The organism is Chitinophaga caseinilytica (assembly GCF_038396765.1).
In the GTDB taxonomy this organism is placed as follows: domain Bacteria; phylum Bacteroidota; class Bacteroidia; order Chitinophagales; family Chitinophagaceae; genus Chitinophaga; species Chitinophaga caseinilytica.
In genome coordinates this window covers 948234-970000 of the sequence record NZ_CP150096.1, presented here as the reverse complement: position 1 = coordinate 970000, position 21767 = coordinate 948234, and the positions used below count along the sequence as shown (strand labels likewise).

At 53.2% G+C, this 21767-nt stretch carries 12 protein-coding genes, 1 tRNA gene and 2 rRNA genes (1 of these 15 only partly in view); 6 read left to right on the top strand and 9 right to left on the bottom strand.

Translation table 11 applies throughout. The annotated features are described in order from the left end of the window. From WJU22_RS04125 to WJU22_RS04110, 4 genes are all read left to right on the top strand, one after another. A 23S ribosomal RNA gene (locus tag WJU22_RS04125) occupies positions 1 to 1891 on the top strand (it extends 992 nt beyond the left edge of the window). A gap of 116 nt (positions 1892 to 2007) precedes the next feature. Further along, positions 2008 to 2119 (top strand): 5S ribosomal RNA (gene rrf, locus WJU22_RS04120). Positions 2120 to 3714: 1595 nt separating this feature from the next. Beyond that, complete coding sequence (locus WJU22_RS04115; protein ID WP_341842005.1) at positions 3715 to 4839, top strand: J domain-containing protein; 1125 nt, start codon at positions 3715 to 3717, stop codon at positions 4837 to 4839. 9 nt (positions 4840 to 4848) lie between these two features. After that, positions 4849 to 5988, top strand: a complete 1140-nt coding sequence (locus tag WJU22_RS04110) for a J domain-containing protein (RefSeq protein WP_341842004.1) — start codon at positions 4849 to 4851, stop codon at positions 5986 to 5988. Here WJU22_RS04110 and WJU22_RS04105 read toward each other — a convergent pair. The 3 genes from WJU22_RS04105 to WJU22_RS04095 form a co-directional block, all read right to left on the bottom strand. Next, positions 5988 to 6061 (bottom strand) — tRNA-Thr (locus tag WJU22_RS04105). The genes WJU22_RS04110 and WJU22_RS04105 overlap by 1 nt on opposite strands. 61 nt (positions 6062 to 6122) lie before the next feature. Beyond that, the gene (obgE, locus tag WJU22_RS04100; protein ID WP_341842003.1) at positions 6123 to 7178 is read right to left on the bottom strand and encodes a GTPase ObgE; all 1056 of its coding nucleotides are present in this window, start codon (positions 7176 to 7178) and stop codon (positions 6123 to 6125) included. Positions 7179 to 7292: 114 nt separating this feature from the next. Then, positions 7293 to 7880, bottom strand: coding sequence for an adenylate kinase (locus tag WJU22_RS04095; RefSeq protein ID WP_341842002.1), 588 nt, complete (start codon positions 7878 to 7880; stop codon positions 7293 to 7295). 360 nt (positions 7881 to 8240) lie between these two features. Here WJU22_RS04095 and WJU22_RS04090 point away from each other — a divergent pair, with 360 nt between their 5' ends. Beyond that, positions 8241 to 11231 carry a glycoside hydrolase family 3 N-terminal domain-containing protein gene (locus WJU22_RS04090; protein ID WP_341842001.1) on the top strand — a complete coding sequence of 997 codons (2991 nt, stop codon included), beginning with the start codon at positions 8241 to 8243 and terminating at the stop codon, positions 11229 to 11231. A 139-nt stretch (positions 11232 to 11370) separates the two neighbouring features. Here the strand turns inward: WJU22_RS04090 and WJU22_RS04085 are convergent, their stop codons facing one another. From WJU22_RS04085 to WJU22_RS04075, 3 genes are all read right to left on the bottom strand, one after another. After that, on the bottom strand, positions 11371 to 11838 hold the full coding sequence (locus WJU22_RS04085) for a hypothetical protein (RefSeq protein WP_341842000.1): 468 nt from the start codon (positions 11836 to 11838) through the stop codon (positions 11371 to 11373). A gap of 400 nt (positions 11839 to 12238) precedes the next feature. Beyond that, positions 12239 to 14020 carry a RagB/SusD family nutrient uptake outer membrane protein gene (locus WJU22_RS04080; protein ID WP_341841999.1) on the bottom strand — a complete coding sequence of 594 codons (1782 nt, stop codon included), beginning with the start codon at positions 14018 to 14020 and terminating at the stop codon, positions 12239 to 12241. A 10-nt stretch (positions 14021 to 14030) separates the two neighbouring features. Continuing rightward, on the bottom strand, positions 14031 to 17120 hold the full coding sequence (locus WJU22_RS04075; RefSeq protein WP_341841998.1) for a TonB-dependent receptor: 3090 nt from the start codon (positions 17118 to 17120) through the stop codon (positions 14031 to 14033). 575 nt (positions 17121 to 17695) lie between these two features. On the opposite strand from WJU22_RS04075, the gene WJU22_RS04070 reads away from it, so the two are divergent. Then, positions 17696 to 18334, top strand: coding sequence for a hypothetical protein (locus WJU22_RS04070; protein WP_341841997.1), 639 nt, complete (start codon positions 17696 to 17698; stop codon positions 18332 to 18334). An 11-nt stretch (positions 18335 to 18345) separates the two neighbouring features. Here the strand turns inward: WJU22_RS04070 and WJU22_RS04065 are convergent, their stop codons facing one another. The 3 genes from WJU22_RS04065 to WJU22_RS04055 form a co-directional block, all read right to left on the bottom strand. Continuing rightward, positions 18346 to 18954 carry a DNA-3-methyladenine glycosylase 2 family protein gene (locus tag WJU22_RS04065; RefSeq protein WP_341841996.1) on the bottom strand — a complete coding sequence of 203 codons (609 nt, stop codon included), beginning with the start codon at positions 18952 to 18954 and terminating at the stop codon, positions 18346 to 18348. A gap of 11 nt (positions 18955 to 18965) precedes the next feature. Then, positions 18966 to 20372, bottom strand: a complete 1407-nt coding sequence (gene cysS, locus WJU22_RS04060) for a cysteine--tRNA ligase (protein ID WP_341841995.1) — start codon at positions 20370 to 20372, stop codon at positions 18966 to 18968. 175 nt (positions 20373 to 20547) lie between these two features. Next, the gene (locus WJU22_RS04055) at positions 20548 to 21669 is read right to left on the bottom strand and encodes an endonuclease/exonuclease/phosphatase family protein (RefSeq protein WP_341841994.1); all 1122 of its coding nucleotides are present in this window, start codon (positions 21667 to 21669) and stop codon (positions 20548 to 20550) included. Positions 21670 to 21767 lie beyond the last annotated feature (98 nt).

Below are 21767 nucleotides of genomic sequence, written 5' to 3'. Positions count from 1 at the left end.
TGGCCGAGAGGGAAATAACCCAGATTAACAGCTAAGGTCCCTAAGTGTATGTTAAGTTGAACAAACGCAGTTCAAACCCTAAAACAGCCAGGATGTTGGCTTGGAAGCAGCCATTCATTTAAAGAGTGCGTAACAGCTCACTGGTCGAGGGTTTGGGCACGGAAAATAATCGGGCATCAAACATACTACCGAAGCTTTAGGATCCCCGCTAGGCGGGTGATCGGTAGGGGAGCATTCTGTACTGCATCGAAGGTGTACCGCGAGGTATGCTGGAGCGTACAGAAAAGAAAATGTAGGCATAAGTAACGATAAAAAAGATGAAAAATCTTTTCGCCGTAAGACTAAGGGTTCCTGATCAACGCTAATCGGATCAGGGTTAGTCGGGTCCTTAGGCAAAGCCGAGAGGCGTAGCTGATGGCAAACTGGTGAATATTCCAGTACCTGCTATAATTTCGATGGGGTAACGGAGTAGTGAAAGGACTGCGCACTTACGGAATAGTGCGTTAAAGGGTGTAGGTATACCGATTGTAGGAAAATCCGCAGTTGGTGCTGAACCTGATAGTACACAGAAGCTTCGGCTGAAGTGATAATGTCCCTAATCAGACTTCCAAGAAAAACCTCTAAGGTTAGGTTATAGCAGCCCGTACCGTAAACCGACACAGGTAGTCGAGGAGAATATCCTAAGGCGCTCGAGTGATCCATGGTAAAGGAACTAGGCAAATTGACGCTGTAACTTCGGGATAAGGCGTACCACAGTGATGTGGTCTCAGTAAAATGGTCCAACCAACTGTTTAACAAAAACACAGGGCCCTGCAAAATCGAAAGATGAAGTATAGAGCCTGATACCTGCCCGGTGCTGGAAGGTTAAGGAAGGGTGTTCGTAGCAATACAAAGCTCCTGACTGAAGCCCCAGTAAACGGCGGCCGTAACTATAACGGTCCTAAGGTAGCGAAATTCCTTGTCGGGTAAGTTCCGACCTGCACGAATGGTCTAATGAGTTGGACACTGTCTCTACCATGAGCTCGGTGAAATTGTAGTATCGGTGAAGATGCCGGTTAATCGCAACGGGACGGAAAGACCCCGTGAACCTTCACTACAACTTAACATTGATTTTGAGTGCCAGATGTGTAGGATAGTTGGGAGACTATGAAGCGGCTTCGCCAGGAGTCGTGGAGTCAACGTTGAAATACCAACCTTCTGTTACTTAGAGTCTAACCCGTGAAAATGGGGACATTGTTTGGTGGGTAGTTTGACTGGGGTGGTCGCCTCCTAAAAAGTAACGGAGGCTCGCAAAGGTACCCTCAGTACGGTTGGTAATCGTACGCAGAGCGCATTAGTAAAAGGGTGCTTGACTGTGAGGCAGACAAGCCGAGCAGGTGCGAAAGCAGGCTAAAGTGATCCGGTGGTTCTGTATGGAAGGGCCATCGCTCAAAGGATAAAAGGTACTCCGGGGATAACAGGCTGATCTCCCCCAAGAGCTCATATCGACGGGGAGGTTTGGCACCTCGATGTCGGTTCGTCACATCCTGGGGCTGGAGAAGGTCCCAAGGGTTCGGCTGTTCGCCGATTAAAGTGGCACGTGAACTGGGTTCAGAACGTCGCAAGACAGTTCGGTCCCTATCTGTTGTGATCGTTAGTAAATTGAGAGGACATGACCTTAGTACGAGAGGACCGGGTCGTACGTACCGCTGGTGTATCTGTTGTGCCGCCAGGTGCAGTGCAGAGTAGCTATGTACGGGCAAGATAAACGCTGAAAGCATCTAAGCGTGAAACTTACCTCAAGATGAGTTTACTTTTAAGGGCCGTCGAAGACGACGACGTTGATAGGCTACAGGTGTACAGGTGGTAACATCAAAGCCGAGTAGTACTAATTGCCCGTAAGCTTTAATTTTATTTTTACGCTCTTTATCGAAGCTGAAGGTATCCGCAAGGAAACCTGAAAGTAAAGAGCGTGTTTTACAACTTCCCGATATGTAAATTTATTAGTAGTAAGATACTTAAAGATCTTATGGTGGTTTTTCCGAGGGTGTTCACCTCTTCCCATTCCGAACAGAGAAGTTAAGCCCCTCATGGCCGATGGTACTGCACTATCATGCGGGAGAGTAGGTAGCTGCCATATTTATTGAAAGAAGGTTCAGGAGCAATCCTGGACCTTTTTTTATTTATACCCATCACCGAATCCCGGAATGCAACCATAGATTGCACTACTTCCGGGCAAAATAGCCCCCGCTTCCCATCCCCGATTGCAATTTTACTACACTTACTAATGGATGGACGTTTGCATATATTAAATTCCAACCCTGCGCGTGCTCCTCATAACTCGACTCCCATCCCCATTTGCAGTTTTCTTGCAGTTAATTACTCCTCTTCCCCATAGACCGAACGTCCCGAACAATATTCTATTTAGTAAAATGGATGGATGGCTGCATACATTGGATTCCAACCCAGCTCGTTTTCTCCATACCTGAGCTCCCATCCCCGGGTGCAATTTTCCTACTCTTAATTAAACCTTTTTCCCTTCAATCCATACGCCCTGAGCAATATTTCATTCCTATCGTCACTAGTACGAGATTCTCCGACAATTACTTACTCTTATTTTCCATCAACCCCACGTCCTGAGCAATAGTCTATTTCATAGAATGGATAGAGGGTTCCATACATTGGATTCCAACCCACCCCGTTTTCTCCATACCTGAACTCCCATCCCCGGTTGCAATTTTCCTACATCTATTTACTCCTTCTTTCCAGTCAACCCAACGTCCTGAACAATATTCCATTCTTATCCTCACAAGGACTGGATTTTCTTACATTTACTTACTCCTCTTTCCCTTCAACCCAACGTCCTAAACAATATTCCATTCTCATTCTCACCAGTACAGGATTTTCCTCCTTTTAATTACTCTTCATTCCCATCAACGAAACGTCCTGAACAATATTCCATTCTTATCCTCACCAGTACGAGATTTTCTTACATTTACTTACTCCTCTTTCCCATCAGCCCAACGTCCTGAGCCAAATTCAATTCCTATTGTCACGAGTGCAGAATTTTACTACTCTTAAATACTCTTCTTTCACCTCAACCAATCGCCCTGAATAATGCTCCATTCCTATCGTCACCACTACCGGATTTACCTACCCTTAATTACTCCTCTTTCCCATCCGCACCAGTACAGGATTTTCCTACACTTACTTATTCCTCGTTCCGCCAACCAAACGCCTTGGGTAATATTCAATTCAATAAAGTGTATAAAGGATTACATATATTGGATTCCAACCCCGTCCTTTTTTTCATAACTCAACTCCCATTCCCCAATTGCAATTTTCCTAGCCGTATTTACCCCTCTTTCCCGTCAACCCAACGTCCTGAGCAATACTCCATTACTATCTTCCACAGTACAGGAGCTACCTTTAAAGCTTAACCATCAAAAAGTTTATTATTCATATTTGAGCAGCATACAAACAATCCACCTCATTTCCCATTTCAAACATAATAAGCACCGTTTTTCCCACACAAATACTTCTCTTCCAATGATGTATCATCTATCCAGTGAAGCATTCATCAAGTATGTCTCCGATACCAGATGATTACTGGTTTTTCTATCTTTACATTATGCCTGAATTATTACTTTAACAAGAGGAGCAGTCGCTTACAACCTATTAACGCGTACAGAAACCCGGATTTCCGCTATCGCCGTTACTTTTACTCATTAGCTCATGCAGACCCTTTACCAAGTTTTGGGCGTCTCTGAAGATGCGACCCCCTCAGATATCAAGCAAGCTTTCAGAAAACTGTCGATGGAATTCCACCCCGACAGGAACCCCGGAAATCCCGCTGCGGAGGCTCGTTTCCGGGAAATCCTCGATGCTTACCGGGTACTGTCTGACCCGGATGAACGCGCCCGGTACGACATCCAACGCAATTTTATCGCCGATAAAGAAGAATACGGATTCCCAAACGAACCGGAACAGGATACCTATGAACGCTATCGGAAAGAAAAGAGCAGAAAGACCGAAACCCGGATCATTGTGGTCATTGGATTGATCCTGATCGTCAAGTTGCTCGCGAAAGCCTGCAGCAGCGACGACGCGCCCGATTTGAAAACGGACACATACAGATTTACGCAACCCCAGCAACCAGCAGAACTGGATTCGCTCGCCGATGAAAAAGTAGTACTTCGGAATGGAGACACGCTCAATTACCTCGATCGGGAAAATAATAAGTTTGCCGGAAAAGCGGATATGAAAAGAGGATGGATGATTTTGGCCAGAGATGACGCCCCATTGCTGTATGTTTCCGCCCACAAGCAGGACGCGAACAGATCGGAAGGCTGGCTTTTCAGGAAAGATCCACAGAAAGGAATGGAGGAAGTACTGCATCATAACGGCGATATCGCATTGAAAACCTTTCAGTTGCAGTTGAATTTCGGGATTGATGTGGATACCTTCCGCAGTTGCCGCGTTTGTAACGTTGCCGACCTGCCGCATCCGGATATCGCCGGCATCTATCTGGTCTACGGACAAAAAGCGTTTCGCCTGGTAAAAGCAACAAAGGACGACGGACTGAGCCATCTCATCCGCCAAAACCTCGCCCATCTTGCCTCACACGATGCAGAAATGCCGACAACCCATTCCGACAACGGTCTCCGAAAAGAATACTTGCGACAATTGCTGACCTGGCACTTCCTCCACGCCGACTTCCAATCGACCTTACAATTATTCAACACCCATTATCGTTATCCGGACAGCAAGGAAATGTGGTCAACCATCACCGGCTACATCCATCAATACGAAACGATGATGGCTGACAATATGACTTTAATAAAAGACGAGGGCCTGTAGACTACCATCATGCCGACACTATACCAGGTTTTGGGCGTCCCGGAAAATGCGACGCCCGCGTTCATCAAAAGTGCCTTCCGGAAGTTGTCCATGCAATACCATCCGGACCGCAATCCCGGCAATCCCGCCGCGGAGGCCCGTTTCCGTGAAATCCTCGAAGCATACCGCATCCTTTCCGAACCCGACGACCGCCTCCGCTACGACCGCCAGCTGGCCTGGAGCCGCGTGCCCCCAGCGCCCCCAGCCACGCAAACGAAGCAGACTAAACAGCAACACGCAGGCGCATACCGGAACCCTGCTCCACCACCTCCCGCCGCACCACCACCGCGCCCCATGCCCCTAAAATTCATGGGCATCGTGCTGGGCGCCTTGATATTACTTTTCGTAGGACTGTACAATTGCGGCCCAAAAACCAAAGCGGCGAATCCCCCGGAAATCGAATACATCCCGCAGAACGTGGGGAAACTTCCCAAAGGCGTCTCCCCGGAACAGCGCGTCCTGTTTACCAACGGCGATACCGCCACATACGGCGAATGGCACGCATCCATCTCGAGCCACACCTTCATCGAATCCTGGCAATCATTCGGCGCGTACGCGACGCCAGCGCTGTTTGTCACCATTTATTTCACGCCGGACCGGCATACCTATTGCGATTTCGTTTTCCTGGAAGATCGGGAAGGCACCTTCCGGCAGGTGTTCCGCTACCATGGCGGCACCTATAAAAACGGAACGCTTGTCCAGCTTTTCTTCGGAAGGGATGTGGAACCGGCCAGTTGCGGCGATTGTGAAGCGGAAGACCTCCCCAATCCCGGGATCACCGGAATCTTCCTCCGCGAATTAACGGAAGGCTACCGCTTTGAAAATACAACCCAGCGCCATGAAAGAAAGCTCCGCCAGAACCTGGAATGGCTGGCCGCCAATGCGGATGTGGTGGATTTCGGGCCGGGTGGGCTGCAGCGACAATTTCTCCGCCAAATGCTGACATGGCATTTCCTGCATCGCACGGAAGCCTCTGCTGAAGGGGTTTTCAGGGAATATTACACAAGGCCGGACGTGGATAAAGCCTGGGATGAAATCGCCGGGCTCATAAAAGATTATGAAAACAAAATAGCCTTCGATATTGCATTGCTGCAGTCGAAGGCTATCTGAGCCACCCATCGGAATCGAACCGACGACCTGTTATTTACGAAACAACCGCTCTAACCAGCTGAGCTAGGGTGGCAGGTGGTGCAAAAATAATGTCCGGAACGAAATAAATTACCATCGCACCAAAAAATCTTTATTTATTCCTCGTCGTTTTCCTCCTCCTCTTCCTCATCGTCTTCCAGCATCGCTTCGCGAACGTTATCTGCTTCAACGGAAAGCGCCTCCCACAGGATGTCTTTCAACTGCTGCAAACCAGCTTGCGTAACGGAAGAGATGAAAACGTGCGGCACATCGGCGGGCAGTTCGGCGGAGATGGCTTCCTGGAGCTCTTCGTCGAGCATATCGCTTTTGGAGATGGCAATGAGGAATTGTTTATCGAGGAGCTCGGGATTGTATTGTTCCAGCTCGTTGACCAGGATGTCGAATTCCTTTTTGTGATCGGGGCTATCGGCGGGGATAACGAACAGCAGCACGGCGTTCCGCTCGATGTGGCGGAGGAACCGGTGGCCGAGGCCTTTGCCTTCGTGCGCACCTTCGATGATTCCCGGAAGATCGGCCATGCAAAACGAGCGATCGTCGCGGTAATGCACCATGCCGAGCTGGGGCGTGAGGGTGGTGAAGGCGTAATTCGCGATTTTTGGCCTGGCGGCAGTGATGCTGGACAGGAGGGTGGATTTGCCGGCGTTGGGGAAACCCACGAGCCCGACGTCTGCCAACACTTTGAGTTCCAGTACTTTCCATCCTTCGAGTCCGGGTTGGCCCGGTTGGGCGTATTCGGGAGCCTGGTTGGTGGCGCTTTTGAAATAGGCATTGCCGCGGCCGCCCTGGCCGCCGGGCATGAAGATGATCTCTTCCCCGTCTTTCATCACTTCTGCTTCCACTTCGCCGGTTTCTTCGTCGCGAACGATGGTACCGAGGGGCACTTCGATCACGATATCTTTCCCGTTGTGGCCGGTGCAATTGTCGCCGCTACCGTTCCCGCCGTTTTCGGCGAGCACGTTTTTGTACCAGCGAAGGTGCAGCAGCGTCCACAGCTGGGAGTTTCCGCGGAGGATGAGGTGCCCGCCGCGGCCGCCGTCGCCCCCATCGGGGCCGGCGAGCGCCTTGAATTTGGTGCGCATAAAGTGCCTGCTGCCGGCGCCACCGTGGCCGGATTTACAGAATACCCTGATATAGTCTACAAAATTCTCCATGATTCAAAATTTGCCTGCACCGGGGTTGGCCGGGAGCAAAAAGCAAAACGCAAAGATCGTAAAGTTTGGCTTTACCTGATCTTTGCGTTGTAAATATGATGCAAAACGGGCTGGCTACACGCGCACGCCCATCAGATCGTCGATTTCTTTGCTGAGCGAATCGAAAATGTTTTCGATGGTGCCTTCGCCTTTGATTTTCTTCAATTTGCCGAATTTGGCGTAGTGATCGGCAACGGGAGCGGTTTTGTTATGATACTCCACGATGCGTTTTTTCACCACATCCTCGCTGGCGTCGTCAGAACGGCCGGAGGTGTGACCGCGCTCCAGGAGGCGGCGTACCAGCTCATCTTCAGGTACTTCGAGGCTCAGCACGGCGGAAATGGCCGTTTTCTTGAGGGTCAGCAGCTTGTCTAACGCTTCCGCCTGGGCGGTAGTGCGCGGAAAACCGTCGAAAATGAAGCCGCGGGCTTCAGGATTGGCGTCCAGCTTGGAGGAGATCATGCCGATCACCACCTCGTCGGGCACCAGTAAGCCCTGGTCCATCACCTTCTGCGCTTCCAGGCCGAGCGGCGTTTTTGCCGCAATCTCGGAGCGCAACAGGTCGCCGGTAGACAGGTGAATCAATCCGTACTTTTCGATAATGTTGGCACTCTGCGTTCCTTTCCCGCTGCCGGGAGGGCCAAATAGAATTAAATTGACCATGTGTTGCTGATAATAATTGACCGCAAGCAATAGGCTTGCGCTTGTTTACAGGTTCGTTCGCGATGCTTCTTCTTACAGTCTGCGCCCTAAAAAGGTTCATCCATCAACGGGCCGTAAGGTGCAAATATAATAAGAAATTGAATGAGTTGGTAATTAATATTGTAATTACTGAATTCTGGCGAATGTATCAGCCAAATTAATAAAGATAATTCAATAAAAGAAGGAAAAAGGTAGACGATGATTAAATCAATCCGTCCCAAATTGACCATCCGTCCCAAAGATATATTCGAATAATGCAATGCGTTCGCCGTCAGTCAATTCCCGCTGGTGGATGCACAGGATTTTTGTTATGTTTATGACATGATGAGATTATTAACGGTAGCAGGGCTGAGCGGATTGCTCATGGCCGCTTCCGCCCGGCCGGAAAGCATGCTCGAGAAACCATCCATCCTTACGGACAATACCATGCAGGCGCGCCCCGGCCCCGGGCCGGCCGAACGCTGGGTAGACAGCGTATTCAATTCCCTCAGTCATGAAGAACGGATCGCGCAGCTGATCATGATCCGCGTACATTCCAACCTCGGGGCAGACCACGTCGCCGCCGTTCTCAGCGATATCCGCAACGTGAAAGTGGGTGGGATCGTGACCTTCCAGGGCGGACCGGGACGGCAGGCCCTCCTCGTCAACAGACTGCAGGCAGCCAGCCAAACACCGCTGCTCGTGGCGGTAGACGGTGAATGGGGACTGGGAATGCGGTTCGTGGACAGCGTCATCGCTTTCCCGCGGAACCTCATGCTGGGGGCTGTGCAAGACAGTGCGCTCATTTACGAAGTAGGTAAGGCGATCGGCGAACAATGCCGGCGGATGGGCATCCAATACAACTTCGCGCCCGTCCTCGATGTCAATAACAATCCCGAAAACCCCGTGATCAACGACCGTTCTTTCGGGGAAGACAAATACCAGGTGGCGCGCCTCGGCGTGGCCATCATCAAGGGGATGCAGGATGTGGGCGTTATGGCCTGCGCCAAGCACTTCCCCGGGCATGGCGATACCGATGTGGATTCGCACCACGATCTGCCGGTGATCCGGAAATCGCTCGCCAGCCTCGATTCCCTGGAGCTGTATCCCTTCCGCCGCGCCATCGAGGCCGGCGTAGCTTCGGTGATGATCGCCCATCTGAACGTTCCGGCGATCGACGACAAGCCCAACACGCCCACTTCCATCTCCTACAAAACCGTTACGGACATGTTGAAAAAAGACATGGGCTTCGACGGGATCGTAGTGACCGATGCGCTGGAAATGCAGGGCATCCGCAAATATTACAGCAACGGTCAGGAATCGCTGCAGAGCCTTCTGGCCGGGAACGACCTCATGGAACTGCCTTCCACGGCGCGCGGGAGCGTGCAGGCCATCGCAACGGCCATCCGGAAGGGACAGATCAGCCGGGAAGAAGTATACCGCCGCGTGAAGAAAGTGCTGCGCTCCAAATACGACGCAGGATTGGCGCAACTCCAACCCATCGACCCCCGGAACATCGCTGCAGACCTCAACGCACCGGTGCTCCCCCTCCGCCGGCGGATTTCCGAAGAAGCCATCACCGTTCTCCGCAACGATAATCACCTCCTGCCCGTATCCTCCGTTCCCGGCCAGCAGAAAATAGCCGTGGTAGCCGTGGGGGTAGACGGTGGCAACAACACCTTCCTTTCCGCCGTGCGCGCCCACCGTCCCGATGTGGCGGGATACGTGTTCAGCCCCAGGCAAACCGAAGCGCAGGTGGCCGGAATGGTCAAAGTGCTGAAAAGGGACTACGATGCCGTGATCATCGCGCTGCAGGACTATAGCCGCAGGCCGGCGAACAATTACGGCATCACCCGGGCGGAAAGGGCCGTCATCAACCAGATCCAGGAAGAAATGCCCGCCGTGACGGTCGCATTCGGCAACCCGTACGCCATCCGTTACTTCTGCGACGCACCCACGATCATCGCGGGATATGAAGACGATAGCATTACCCATCGCGCGGCGGCAGACGTGATCTTCGGCAAATTGCAGCCGAAAGGCAAGCTGCCCGTGACCGTGTGCGAGAATTTCCCCTTCGGTACCGGGCTGACCAGCCTTGTCCCCGAAACCCCGGCCGTAACGGTAACAACCATCGACCCGGAAAGCGTGGGCATGAAAAGCGCCATCCTGCAAAGGATCGACTCGCTGGCGTACGACATGATCGCCCAGGGCGCGGCTCCCGGATGCCAGGTGCTGGCCGTGAAAGACGGGAAACTCGTCTACCATAAAAATTTCGGTTTTTACGATTATAGCCAGCGCGAAAAAGTGACCGACAGTTCCGTGTACGACCTGGCTTCCGTCACAAAAATCTGCGCTACTACATTGTCTGTCATGCGCTTGTACGACGAAGGCAAGTTGCGGCTCGATGCCACCTTGGGTGATTACCTGCCCTGGGTGCGCGGGACAGACAAGGCCAGGCTCACGATCCGCGACGTGCTCCTGCACCAGGCGGGCCTCGTGGCGTACATTCCCTTTTACAAGGAAACGCTTATGCCCAACGGCTGGCCCGATACCGTGCTGTTCGCCCCCCAGCAGGATTCCCTGCACACCGTGCGGGTCGCGGAAAACCTGTATATGGAACGCCGGTACGAAGACACCATGTTCCGCCGGATACTCGACAGCAAATTGCTGCCTTCGGGCCGCCAGTATATCTACAGCGACAATGATTTCATTTTCCTCGGCAAGATCGTGGAAGCCCTTACCGGCCAGCATCTCGACCATTACGTGCGCGAAACTTTCTACGAGCCCCTCGGCCTGCAGACCACAGGTTTCGAGCCGAGGAGCCGGCTGGCGCTGAGCCGTTTGGTGCCTACGGAATTCGAGTCCAATTTCAGGGTGCAATGGATCCGCGGGGATGTGCATGACCCCGGTGCCGCGATGTTCGGCGGCGTGGCCGGGCATGCAGGGCTGTTCTCCAGCGCCGGCGACCTGGGCGTACTGGTACAGATGCTGCTGAACGGCGGCGCGTACAACGGGACGCAGTTCATCCGTCCCGCCACGATCCAGATGTTTACCGGGTATCATTCCGGGATCAGCCGCCGCGGGCTGGGGTGGGACAAGCCCGAGAAAGACAATGCCACACGGAGGGAGCCTTATCCCTGCAAGTCTTGCTCCCCGCAAACCTACGGCCATACCGGGTTTACAGGGACCTGCGTATGGATAGACCCGGCGAAGAACCTGGGTTTCATCTTTTTAAGCAACCGGGTTTGCCCGAACGGGGGAACGAATTACAAGTTGTCGAGCCTGAAAGTGCGGGAGAATATGATGGAGACGTTGTACCAGGCGATGTTGTAGAAAAAAAGCATTTCGAAATAGAGACGGGGCCGGCAATTACGCCGGCCCCGTTGTTTTTGGTGTTAACGAAACAGGCAGCCGGTGAGCGGGGTCACGGGCTGCCTGTGGGGAACATGGGGCTGGAAGAGCCGGAGGGTTATTATTCGACAGACACGGCGCGGTTTACCATGTACTGCGTTTTGATAACAACGGATTTTTCCAGTTTATTTTTTCCATTTCTGATTTCAAAGGTATAGTCGCCGTCTTCCAGCTTCTCGAGGTTGTAGCGGCCAACAAACCGGGATGAATTCAGGTCGAGCGCTTCTTTGTGAAGCGTATTGTTGTTCCCGTCTTTGATGTAAAGGGTCAGTTTGTCTTGCATGGGATTGTCGATCTGCACGATGAATTTCAGGCCGCGTACGCCTTCCTGTGCGATGTCGATCTTGCATCCTCTTTTCACCATATAGTTGGCGTCTTCAGGGGCTTTCTCTGCGCGGGTTTCGCGGTTGGCCGGCTCAGCGGCGTAGGCGAAAGTGCTTTCCTGCGCGAGGGTTTGCATCGAGATGCCGATGATCAGCAAAACTGCCGTGATAAATCGTTTTGGAGCTGCAACAAATGTCTTTTTCATTTCTTGGATATTTTAATAGTTAACTTTCTCTGGCTTCGTAATTGTCGTTGTTTTTGACATCACAAAGGTCCAGCCTTGTCGTTAAGCCATCATTAAGCGGGCATTAAGTAAATGTGAGCAGATCGTTGACTTTTTGTTATCAATAGGTAATTGTCTTGGTAAATTGCTCGAACGGTAGATTGTTTTGGAACGGGGTATCGGAACTGTCTGTAAGCTGCTGACGCGCTAAAGTTGTTAATCGTCTGTTAATCAGGAAGACGAAAGTACGATTAAACCCTATTCAAAAATCAAAACGGGGGAATTTTTTTCGTAAGGATAGCGTACTAAATACACGAACGCCGCCTGGCCTCTCCGGCCGGCGGCGTTCGTTCGCTATTGTCTTTTAATTGATAACGGCTTGTTAATTATAACCGGGGTTTTGTTTGATTTTATCGTTCCTCCGGATCTCCGCCGCCATGATGGGGACGAAGTAATGCTTGTCGGAGAAGACGCGGTCTTGCCCGCTGTTCACCACTTTGTACGTCCAGGTATAAGTGGTGCCGTCGGGGTTCAGTTTCCCGAAGATCTCGATCCCGTTTGCAGGGCCGGTGAACACGGTTTTGGCGATCATCCAGCGGCGGGCGTCGTAGTAGCGGTGATCTTCGAACGAAAGATCGTAGCGGCGCTCGTAGCGCATCGCATCCCGGAGCGCATCGCCGGCAACCGTATTGGCCAAAGCCGGCATCCCGCCACGGGTGCGGATTTGATTGATCAGCGGGCGCGCTTCGTCGAACCTGTTCAGCTCAATCAGCGCCTCGGCCGCGTTCAGCAAAATCTCGGAATAACGGAACCATGGCCAGGCCTGGTCGCCCCGGAAGAATTGCGCGTCGAGCGTAAGGTCCATGAACTTGCGGATGTAATACCCGGTGTAGGTGCCGTTCCAGTTCTCGATCGCACTGGCGCGCGTGTCGAGGCCGTTTTGCACAACGATCGCGCCCTGCGCATTTTTCTTTTCGAATTTACCGGTCTGGATTTCGCCGACAGGATCGAGGGCGATGGCATCGGCCGGGCGTTTCTTCCATTTCGCGCCGTTATACAAAATCGTTGCGTAGAAGCGCGGATCACGGTTTGCGTAAGGGTTTGCCGCATGCGCGGGATTGGCCCAGCTGAACTCGGAACCGTCTGCCATCTGGAAACCGGACACGAAGTTTTCCAGGGGAACGTTGCCGCCCCAGTTGTGGTACCCGTTCGGCCCGTTGTACAGATCGTGCGAAGTGCCTTGGAACTGGCGGTTGAAATACCGCGCGAAAATGATCTCCGAATTATCCTTGTCCAAAAACACGCGGGTATAGTTGTCGGTGGGGTTGGACGTGGGTTTGTAGATGGAGAAAACATTCAGGTCGATGATCGCTTTGGCAGCGTCGAGGGCTTTCTGGTAGCGTTGGTCCTGCGTGGCCGGGGTAGCGTTCACATATCCGCGGTAAGCCTGGTCGGCCGGAATGTTCGGCTGGTTGAACAGGTCGCTGGCGGCGAACGTGAGGATGCGGGATTTCAGGGCCATGGCGGCATATTTGGTGGCACGGCCGGGCTGTTCGTGCTTCGGCGGGAGGATGCCTGCGGCCTTGTCGCAATCTTCCACGATGAAATTCACGCATTCCTCGAACGATCCGCGGGCGATGAGCATTTCATCCCGGTTTTCGAGCGAATATGGTTTCTTCACCAGTGGAACGCCGCCCCAATATCGCACGAGGGTGTGATAAAAGAATGCGCGGAGATAATGCACTTCCCCGATGAGCCGCTGCCGCTGGGCTTCGTCCGTAAACGGCACTTTCCCGATCATCTCGAAGAAAATATTGCAGTTACGGATGGCGCGGTAATATTTCTCCCACTCGCCGTACCTGTCGTTGAACGCGCCGAGGTCGTCGGGCGAAAGCGCATCGGTTACCGCCGTTTGGGTACCATAGTTGTGGATGAACCGGCTTTCGTCTGATACCGAACTGAGCATCACTTCGTTAAAGCCATGCCGCATCTGCAGGTACAGATTGTTGACGTAAGCCACCACCAGCGGAGGATCTTTCCAGACGTCTTCGTCGCTGTAATCGTTCAGCGGCTTTTTATTCAGTATGTCTTTGTTGCAGGCAGCAGAAAACAACGTCATCGCCGCAAGAAGCATATATGTAAGGTGTTGAATTGTTCTTTTCATGACGCTTGTTTTATAAGGTGAGGTTCAGGCCAACGTTGAAGATGCGCGTTTGCGGATAGAATTGTCCGCTGCCGGAGGGAGATTCCGGGTCAAAGATCTTCACCTTGTCGAACGTAATGAGGTTCTGTCCGCTCACGTAAATCCGCAGGTCTTCGATGCCCGCGCGTTTCCGGAGGCGCTCGGGGATGGTGTACCCCAGTTCCACCGTCTTCAGCCGCAGATAATCGGTGTTCCAGAACCAGAACGAGTTCGGACGGCTCACCCAGTACTCACGGTCACGGTCGTACGGCCGCGGCATGGATGCGTCGATGTTGTCGGTCGTCCAGCGGTCGTTTGCGATCTTCATGGGGAAGTTCCCGATGAGGCCGGATTCCGTCCGGATGTACTGGCTCGATCCGGTGGCGCCCTGCCACAGCATCGTCACGTCGAAATTGCGATAATTGGCCGCCAGCGTCAGCCCGTAGTTCCAGGTCGGGTATTCCGAACGGTCGATGCGCATACGGTCGAGGTCGTTGATCACCCCGTCTCCCTTGCCGTCTTTGGTGGGCAGGTCTTCGAAGATGATGTCGCCGGGCCGCGCGCCGCCCACGTGTGGATAGCTGTTTACGTGATCGGCGTCGCGGAAGATGCCGATAGCGCGGTAATAGAGCGGTGCGCCGATCTGTTTGCCGGTCACTTTCTGCCATTCGGGCGTGTTCGGCGCTTCGTCCCAGTTCACGATCTTGTTTTTGGCGTGGGAAATGTTCGCCACGATTTCGTAGGTGAACTTGTTCACGGTGCGTTTGTGGGTGATGTGGAGATCCACGCCTTTGTTCTTCACTTCGCCAATATTTTCATCCGGCAGCGTCATGCCGGTATACAGCGGGATGGAAGCCTGGCGGGGCGCGAGGATGTCTTTACGGTGTGTGAAGAAGAACTCCGCTTCCAGCCCGATCAAACCATTGAACAGCTTCGTTTCCAACGCGATGTCGGTGTTGTTGGACCGCTCCCAGGTGATGAACGGGTTGGGAATGGTAGACGGGTTGATGGCGCTGTTGGGCGTGCCGCCGAAAACGGGCCCGTTGGCGATGATGTTGTAAGTCTGTACGTACTGGAATGCCTTGATGAGATCGTTCCCCATTTGTCCGTAAGACGCGCGGATCTTGAAATAATCCATCGTGGAACCGAACGTCGATTTCCAGAACGGTTCGCTGCTCAGCACCCAACCGGCCGAAACGCCGGGGAAGAAGCCGAACCGGCGGCCTTCGGGGAAATTCTGCGATCCATCGTACCGCCAGTTGAAATCGAACAGGTATTTTTCCGAGTAATTGTACGAGAAACGGCCGAAATAGTTCAGGCGGGCGTATTCGAACCCGCTGCCGCTGTTGTCTTTCTCGTCGTTGGAGCCGGCGTTGATCTGGTCAACGGAACCGGAGAGATAATATTTCCTCCTCAGCCAGGCCGCATCGCCGCGCTGCTCGCTGCGTTCTATGGCCACAAGGCCGCCCACGTTGTGTTTGCCGAATGCGCGGATATAGTTGATCTTACCGTTCAGCGTAATGTTCTGGCCCTGGTTGAACCATTCCTCCAGCTCGGGGGCAGACACGCCGCGGTTGGAGCCAGACACTTTCGGCTGGCCGTTTTGATCGAAACCGTTGAAGGAATACAGCGTCCAGGGCTTGATGAAGCGTTTGTTGAAGTTGAAAGACTGGTCCAGCGCGAAATTGGCGTCGAGGAAGAGGCCTTCCACCTGCGGGATGTAAAGCACCGCGCCGAGGTTGCTGTTGAGGATGTAGGTTTTGTCTTTCTGATACCCGATGGCGTTGGTGCTGGTTACCACGGGGTTATCACCGTACTCGATGTCGGGGCCGGGCAGTCCGTTGGGCCAGACGGCGGCTTCGGTGGGCCGTCCGCGGAGGAGTGCGCGGAAGATGGAACCGGCGCTCCTGGGCGGGAAGTTCCTGTCTTCGAGCCGGCCAGCCACGTCGAGGCGAACGGTGAAGTATTTGTTGACGTTCGCGTCGAGGTTGATGCGGACATTATGCTGCCGGTATTTGGTGGCGCTTTCCTTGAAAATCCCGTCCTGGAAAAGCGTTCCGAGGGAAACGAAGTAAATGAACTTGTCTGACCCGCCGCGCAGCGAGAGATCGTGACGGTTCTGGCTGCTAAGGGGCTTCACCACTTCGCCGACCCAATCGGTGTTGGGATGCGTCCAGGGGTCGGAGCCGGAAGCGAACTTCTGGATGTCCTGCTCGGTGAAGGGCGCCGCTCCGCCGGCGTTCACGTTGATTTCATTCACGATTTTGGCATACGTAGGCGCGTCGGCCATTTCGGGAATGCGCGTGGGTTGGGTGAAGGCCTGGTTGAAGCTGTAACTCAGTGTAGGCTTGCCCGTTTTACCGCGCTTGGTGGTGATGAGGATAACGCCGTTGGCCGCGCGGGAGCCGAAGATGGCGGCGGATGCGTCTTTGAGCACCGAAATGTTCTCGATGTCGTTCGGGTTGAGCCGCTGGAACCCGTCGCGGGGAATTCCGTCGATCACCACGAGCGGGTCGGAGTTGTTGAAGGTGCTTCGGCCGCGAATGAGGATGCGGGAACCGTCGTAGCCGGGCTCACCGCTGTTGTTGAGGGCCATCAGCCCGGAAACGCGGCCCACCAGCGCGTTAGATACGTTCACCGTGGGCGCCTGCTTGATTTCTTCCCCCTTCACCGTGCTCACCGAACCGGTTTTGGTCACTTTCTTAGTGACGCCATACCCGGTTACCACGTACTCGTCGAGCTGACTTTCCGTTTCCTTGAGGGTGATGGTGACGGAGGTGGCGCCGTTGAGCGGATGCTCCTGGGTTTCGTACCCGATAAACTGGATCACGAGCACGGAATTGGGCTCCACGCCGGTCAGCGTGAAGTTCCCTTTTTCATCTGTAACTGTCCCTTTGGTAGTGCCTTTCAATACTACCGTTACACCGGGGAGGGAGACGTTCTTGCCATCCCTGATTTTTCCCCTGACCGTTTGCTGGGTAGTTTGCTGGACAGATTGGGCGTGGGAGACGGGCATGTCTCCTGAAAAGACGGCGAGCACAGCCATGAGCATGGCTCCGCCATAACGTGGAATTCTTCGCATAACTGTAACGTGTTAGGTTTCGTTCAAAAAAATAGTAACGGGTATCGATTCAATAATTACCGATGCAATTCGTCAATGATATATTCACTGTGTCGTATCAACCAATAGTCGAAATGTAGTGGGAAGCCTGAAGCATAGCCATGGGCATGGCTTTGCCACAACGTGGAATGTTTAGCATAATTGTTCTGTTTAGGTTGTTCAAAAAAATGGCAACTGGCTCGATTCAGATCCTTCTAATTACCGATGCAATAATTCACTGTTAATAATTCCATATCATACAACCGGGCAACAAATCGGGCTACACGCAAACGGGTCTGGCTGCTTGTCGGGAAAAACGCGGAGGCGGACTGGCCTCCCGGAAAGTTGATGGCATGGCCAAAAGTATGGCACAGCCGTAACGTGGAAAGTTTCGCATAACGTGTCGGGTTTCGTTCAATAAATAGATTAACGGGTTCGATTCAGATTTCGGGAGTTAAGTTATCAAGTTTTTCTTTAAATATTTTCTAAATAAGTGTAAGATGGACATAATAAAGTTTAGAAAATATCCGGTAACTTAGTCCTGACACTGCATATTCATGAAAGCGAGACTCTTACTGGCTGTGGCCGTATTGGCCTTCTCGGCCTGCACAAAGGAAAAAAGCAAGGAAACGCCTATTAAGGGTACAACCTGCGATTATGCGCCCTACTTCACAGGCGCTACGTTTTCCTATAATATGGTAGACGGGTCTACCGATACGCTGCGCTACACGCTCCTCGTAAAAGGCGATTCCATGATCAGTGGCCAGCCCTGGCGTGTGCTCGAAGATGTGGACATGGGCGATAAATCCCTTTTCCGCTGCGGTGGCGGTGAATATGAAACCATGGCCGATTTTTCGGACATCCCCGGTGCGCAGGCAGATAAATTCCACACTGTTTACCTCCGCGATAACCTGCCGCCCGGCGGGTCGTGGACGGAATCCGTACTCGTCGATATTCCCATTCTCGGGAAGGTCAACGTCACCGTTACGCACACCATCATCCAAAAAGGAGCGCCCAAAACAACGAAACAGGGGCAGACTTTCGACGATGTGATCGGCGTCAGGACGGAAGCTTCCGTTCCCCCGGTCTATCCCGCACAGGAAATATTCACGAATTTCTACGCAAAAGGGGTAGGGCTCATCCAGCTGGAAAGCCCGACGGATACGACGTACATTACTTCGTACGTTTTCCCTTGATTTTCAATTTTTTATTCACCATCCTTCCAGGCCCAGAGGTACCGGCACGCGTGTGAACGGTAGGGCGCCCATTTGGCGGACAGTTCCAGCAACCGTGCGCGGTGCAGCTTTTTGTCGGAGTGGTCGAGCTTGTACAGCCGGGTCATGGCTTGCTGGATGCCGAGATCGTCGGGAGAAAAGATGTCTTCCCGGCCGAGGTAGAACATGAGCAGCATTTCGACGGTCCACCGGCCCACGCCCTTGATGCGGGTGAGGTAGGCGATCACTTCGTCGTCGCTCATTTTGTGGAGGCGGGCGTCGGTCAGTTTTTCTTCGATCACGAAGCGGGCCACGTTGTGGACGTAGGAGACTTTGGCGTTGGAAAGCCCGATGGCGCGGAGGGTTTCGGGCGGCGTATCGAGGATTTGTTGGGGCTTGGGTTCCTTACCACCGTAAAGCGCCAGGAATCTGCCGTAGATCACCTCCGCCACGCGGACCGACAACTGTTGGCTCATGATAGAGCCCACAAGCTTCAGCGCGATGTTTTTCCGCACCGGCAGTACTTCCAGCGGGGCGGAGACGATCTTTTGCAGTTTTTTATCCTTACGAAGATGTTGAATGTAAACTTCGTGCGGTGTCATGTTGATGTCGGTTAATCGATGGCGTAGGAAACGGTCCCGTCTTTTTCGTCTTTCAGCTGGATGCCGATGGCCTGGAGCTGGTTCCGGATTTTGTCTGACGTGGCGTAATCCTTGCGGCCCTTGGCTTCTTTCCGGATGTCGATCAGCAGCTGGAGCACGCCGTCGAGCTTGCCGGTGTCGGCGGTTTCTTCGGAGCGCATGCCGAGGATGTCTACCAGGAACGTTTGCCAGGTGGTTTTGAGCAAGGCGAACGTGGATTCGCTGAGCTCGTGCATTTTTATCTGTCCGCCGCGGAGCGAATTTACGATGGGCGCCAGTTCGAAGAGATTGGCGAGCACGCGGGCGGTGCTGATATCGTCGCTCATGGCGGCGGCGCAATCGTCGCAGAATTCACGCACTTGTTTATCCAGCTCATCGTTGATGGGGCTTCCGTTGCCGGCGTATTCCAGTTTCTGAAGCGTTTCAAAGGCAGACCAGAGGCGCGCCAGCCCTTTTTCCGCGGCCTGCAGGGCTTCGTTGGAGAAGTCGAGCGTGGAGCGGTAATGGGTCTGGAGGATGAAGAAACGGATGGTCATGGGGCTGTAAGCCTTTTCCAGCAGCGGGTGCGTGCCGGCGAAGAGGTCTGTGAGGCGGATGACGTTGCCGTAGCTTTTGCCCATCTTTTTCCCGTTGATGGTGATCATGTTGTTATGGACCCAATAGCGGGCCATCATGTCTCCATGTGCAACGGTGCTCTGGGCGATTTCGCATTCGTGGTGCGGGAACTGGAGGTCCATCCCGCCGCCGTGAATATCGAACTGTTTGCCGAGGTATTTGCCGCTCATGGCGGAGCACTCGATGTGCCATCCGGGGAAGCCGTCGCCCCAGGGGCTGGGCCAGCGCATGAGGTGCTCGGGCGGTGCTTTTTTCCACAGGGCGAAGTCGACCTTGTTCCGCTTTTCGTCCTGGTTATCCAGTTCGCGGGTGGTTTCCAGCTGGTCTTCGATGACGCGGCCGCTGAGGATACCGTAATGATGTTGTTCGGAATATTTCTTGACGTCGAAGTACACGGAGCCGTTGGCTTCGTATGCGAACCCGTCGTCAATGATCTTTTTGATCATTTCGATCTGTTCCACGATGTGGCCGGTGGCGGTGGGCTCGATGCTGGGCTGGAGGTTGTTGAACTGTTCCATGGCCCAGTGGAAGAGGTTGGTGTATTTCTGCACCAGTTCCATGGGCTCCAGTTTTTCCAGGAGCGCGCCTTTGGCGATCTTGTCTTCCGCGTCCCTTCCTTCTTCCTCAAAGTGCCCGGCGTCGGTGATATTGCGGACGTATCTCACTCTGTAGCCCAGGTGCAGGAGGTACCGGTACAGCACGTCGAACGTGATGAACGGGCGTGCATGGCCGAGGTGGGACTCCCCGAAACGGTGGGTCCGCACACGTACATGCCCACGTGACCGGGATACAACGGTGTGAATACTTCTTTTTGTCGGCTTAGGGTATTGTGTAGTTTAAGCTGTTCTGACATATCAAAAGGTTCGAGGGGCGAATTTCGCATTTTATCACCCTAATTTCGAATTTTTTAGCCAAAAGCCGAAGACAAACTTATGAAGCTTATTCATCCTCCCCGAACCGCAAATTCGTGATCACGGGGTAATGGTCGCTGAGGTCGGTGGGGATGGTGCGGAAGCCGTGGACGGTAAACGTGGGGTCTGCGAAGATGTAATCGATGCGCAGGGTGGGCGAAATGCCGGAGAAAGTTCTGCCGACACCGCTGCCTTTTTGCAGGAACGCGTCTTGCAGGTTGCCGCGGATGGTATAATAGGTATAACTGGCCGGGGTGTCGTTGAAATCGCCGCAAACCACCACGGGGTGCGGGCTCGTCCGGATGAAATCGGCTACGATCACGGCCTGGCGGCTGCGGCGGACGTACGCGTCGCGCATTTTGTAGAGGATGCCGCGCGTGGCCACGAGCCCCGTGTCTTTCTGGGCTTTCACCTTGTTGATAGACTGGTAATCTTCCTTGTTGAACCGGAAAGATTCGAGGTGCATGTTGATGACGCGGACCGTGTCGTCGCCCTTAACGATGTCTGCGAAAATGAGGCTTTCGCCCAGCGGCCCGCTCGATAATTTCACTTTGTCGGAAAGGATGATGGGGAATTTCGAGAAGATGATGCTCCCCCAGTGCTGGGTGCCGTTCCGGTTGAAATCGCTCGAAAAGAAACGGTGGGGCATATCCAGTTCCCGCGAAATATCTTCCCGGTTATTGAAATCGTTCTTTTTTTCGGAAGTATAAAAATCCTGCAGGCACAGCACATCCGGTTCATACCGCGCTATCAGCCTGAAAATGGAATCGCGTACGGGCTTGCTGTTCTTCGTGCTATACAGCCCGAACAGCGCCACGTTGAAGCTCATGACATTAAAACTCCCGTCTGGCCGGTCGGCCGTATCCCAGTTCTGCGGCCAGCGGATCGCCACGAAGGAGGAAACCGACTTCCAGCCGAGCAATATCGCTACCAGCGGGATGAGCGCGTATTTGGGATGAAAGATGAGCCAGAAAATGAGAAAAAGCCCCAGGATGGCCAGCAGAAAAGGAAACCCGAGGGTCAGGAAACTGATCGGCCAAAACCGTACCGGGGAAATGAAGGGGACCAGGCAGGCAAGAAGGAAAAAAACAACAACAAGGATGTTCACCGTCAGGAAAAACCCTTTTGTAAAAAGTCGTAAAAATTTCAACAGGTCAAATGTTTGGCTGCTATAAATTTAAATCATTAATTGACAATACGTTAATAAATGTAATGCCAGGTTGTGGAACAGCCGGTTTCGTATGCAAA

What these genes read in the sequence shown, in the direction of transcription:
- WJU22_RS04115 (WP_341842005.1), top strand. Translation starts at nt 3,715, where the DNA reads ATGCAGACCCTTTACCAAGTTTTGGGCGTCTCTGAAGATGCGACCCCC.
- WJU22_RS04110 (WP_341842004.1), top strand. Translation starts at nt 4,849, where the DNA reads ATGCCGACACTATACCAGGTTTTGGGCGTCCCGGAAAATGCGACGCCC.
- obgE (WP_341842003.1), bottom strand. Translation starts at nt 7,178, where the DNA reads ATGGAGAATTTTGTAGACTATATCAGGGTATTCTGTAAATCCGGCCAC.
- WJU22_RS04095 (WP_341842002.1), bottom strand. Translation starts at nt 7,880, where the DNA reads ATGGTCAATTTAATTCTATTTGGCCCTCCCGGCAGCGGGAAAGGAACG.
- WJU22_RS04090 (WP_341842001.1), top strand. Translation starts at nt 8,241, where the DNA reads ATGATGAGATTATTAACGGTAGCAGGGCTGAGCGGATTGCTCATGGCC.
- WJU22_RS04085 (WP_341842000.1), bottom strand. Translation starts at nt 11,838, where the DNA reads ATGAAAAAGACATTTGTTGCAGCTCCAAAACGATTTATCACGGCAGTT.
- WJU22_RS04080 (WP_341841999.1), bottom strand. Translation starts at nt 14,020, where the DNA reads ATGAAAAGAACAATTCAACACCTTACATATATGCTTCTTGCGGCGATG.
- WJU22_RS04075 (WP_341841998.1), bottom strand. Translation starts at nt 17,120, where the DNA reads ATGCGAAGAATTCCACGTTATGGCGGAGCCATGCTCATGGCTGTGCTC.
- WJU22_RS04070 (WP_341841997.1), top strand. Translation starts at nt 17,696, where the DNA reads ATGAAAGCGAGACTCTTACTGGCTGTGGCCGTATTGGCCTTCTCGGCC.
- WJU22_RS04065 (WP_341841996.1), bottom strand. Translation starts at nt 18,954, where the DNA reads ATGACACCGCACGAAGTTTACATTCAACATCTTCGTAAGGATAAAAAA.